The following is a 1,038-nucleotide window of genomic DNA, read 5'->3' as shown; positions in this document are numbered from 1 at the left end:
TTATCGGCGCATAAAATCTCAAATTAAGTGCCAACCAAGAAAGAAGCGGCCGCATTCTTACGTTTAAGTGCCAAACGACAGCCCACGATCGCGGTGATCTGATCGGGAGTGGGGATCCCCGTGAAGGAGGTGAAGGCGAGGCCGCCCGCCTTTTTGGCAACTTTGAGCCAGTCGATGCGTCGGAAGACGTCCTCTACGGCTTCTCCCGCCCTCGTCAGCGCGGGCCGCTTCTCGATCAACCCCGTGACGATGCCCTCGATCACCGCAATCTTGGCGTCTTCGAAGCCCTGGAAGCGCCATCCGTTGAATTTGAGGCAGAGGACCTTGGATTCCTTTTCGAAGCCGGCCTCGATCATCTCGAGGACACTGGATTTGCCGGCACCCCAATCGCCATGCACGCCGATCGTTACCGGTTGATCTGGCCGGTCCCGCAGGAGCTTTATGATCGTCGTCGCGATCGCCTCGTTGTTGAGGAGATCGACCTTGGTTTCGTTATCGGTCAGGATCATCGGCTGCCCCCGTGTTGATCGAAAAGTTCCCGCGCCGGGATGAAGGGGCGACCCGTTTCAGCAGCCCTGCGCACTTTGCGTTCGAGGACCGCCTTCAGCGGGATCTGACGATCGAGTGCGTCGTAGATGTCGCGGCCATCCATGCAGATGAGCCGCTTGCCCGAACCGAACGCCGCCAGGCCCTCGGTCGTGAAACCGTTGTAGCTCACGAATAGACCGCGGGCCCACGCGGCCTTCTGGTCGAGCTTACCGTGGAAGACATGGAGGTCGGCGACACCCGTCGGCTGTGAATGCCATTTTGCCTCGAGGAGGTAGGTTTCCTCGCCGAGCAGGAAACTGCCGTCGATCTGCTCGCCGGTGTTGCGGAACGGCTCACGCGCCGTCAGGCCCGCCATGTCGAAGCACCGCCTCAGGAAGGCCTCGAAGGCATAGCCTCGCTCATGGGCTTGCAGCGGCACCGTAAAGTTAACCGACGGCTGAGGAAGATGTGCGTACATGGGCCATGTCAGAAGTTGCTCGTGATCCGCTT

2 protein-coding genes are annotated in these 1,038 nt (G+C 60.0%); both read right to left on the bottom strand.

What is annotated here, in order from left to right:
• Positions 1-23: 23 nt before the first annotated feature.
• The gene (locus AU381_RS00020; protein ID WP_014857719.1) at positions 24-509 is read right to left on the bottom strand and encodes a KAP family P-loop NTPase fold protein; all 486 of its coding nucleotides are present in this window, start codon (positions 507-509) and stop codon (positions 24-26) included.
• The coding region (locus AU381_RS00015) for a restriction endonuclease (protein WP_156528512.1) at positions 506-1,038 on the bottom strand (533 nt) is incomplete at its 5' end. The genes AU381_RS00015 and AU381_RS00020, both read right to left, overlap by 4 nt.

Source organism: Sinorhizobium glycinis, assembly GCF_001651865.1.
GTDB classification, from domain to species: Bacteria; Pseudomonadota; Alphaproteobacteria; order Rhizobiales; family Rhizobiaceae; genus Sinorhizobium; species Sinorhizobium glycinis.
The sequence above is the reverse complement of the archived record's forward strand: the minus strand, read 5'-3'. Positions and strand labels throughout refer to the sequence as shown.